A 748-nucleotide genomic window follows, 5' to 3' on the forward strand; every position below is an offset into this window, starting at 1 on the left:
CCGTCGGTCAGCCGCAGCTCGAAGCCGCCGGCGGCGCCCTCGACCGCGACGTACATCGAGTCCTCGCGCCAGCGACCTCGGACCGGCTGGGCGCCGTCACTGCCCGGGAACCCCGACGGACCGTCACCCTCCGGGTGCACGAACGTGTTCAGGTGCTCGCCGCGGGGCGCGCCTCCCCACGCCAGCGAGGCGGATCGTTCACCGCCCGTCAGGAACGTCAGCCCGACCCGCGAGCCCCAGCGCGTCATCACCCTGTACCGCACGTCCTCCGGCCGGAAGCGGCGCACCTGCCCGTCGGGTCCCACGCCCTCCGGCATCCGGCTCGTCCACGGCGCGCGTGTGGTGCCGCGGGAGCCAGGGGCCATCAGGTCCACGTCGCCCCGGTCGGAGGACTGCGCGAAATCACCGTCGGACCGGCCGCCACGAGGCGCGTCGACAGGACGCACGGCGCGCCCAGGCGTCCCGGCGGTCGGGTCGTGCAGGGTCCGGCCGTCCTGCGCGAACAGCAGCCTGGCCTCACCCTTCGGCACGTAGACCGGTTCCTGGACACCGAACTCCCGGAGCAGGACGTCGCGGAAACCACTGCCCTGGCTCGTCTTCAGCGGGGCGGACGTGACCAGCACGACCGGCCCGGTGTCCGCCGCACCGCGGAAGACCCCGGTGTTGCCCAGCACCCGCGCGAACGTCCTGCCGTCGACGTGCAACGTCCTGCCGTCAGCGGCCTGCACCACCAGCGAACCGTCCACAG

1 protein-coding gene is annotated in these 748 nt (G+C 73.8%); it reads right to left on the minus strand.

Translation table 11 applies throughout. The features are described from left to right. Positions 1-731, minus strand: a 731-nt coding sequence (locus UK23_RS24025; protein ID WP_196777854.1) for a hypothetical protein, incomplete at its 3' end; no start/stop codon positions are given. Positions 732-748: the final 17 nt, after the last annotated feature.

This window comes from Lentzea aerocolonigenes (genome assembly GCF_000955955.1).
Classification (GTDB): Bacteria; Actinomycetota; Actinomycetes; order Mycobacteriales; family Pseudonocardiaceae; genus Lentzea; species Lentzea aerocolonigenes_A.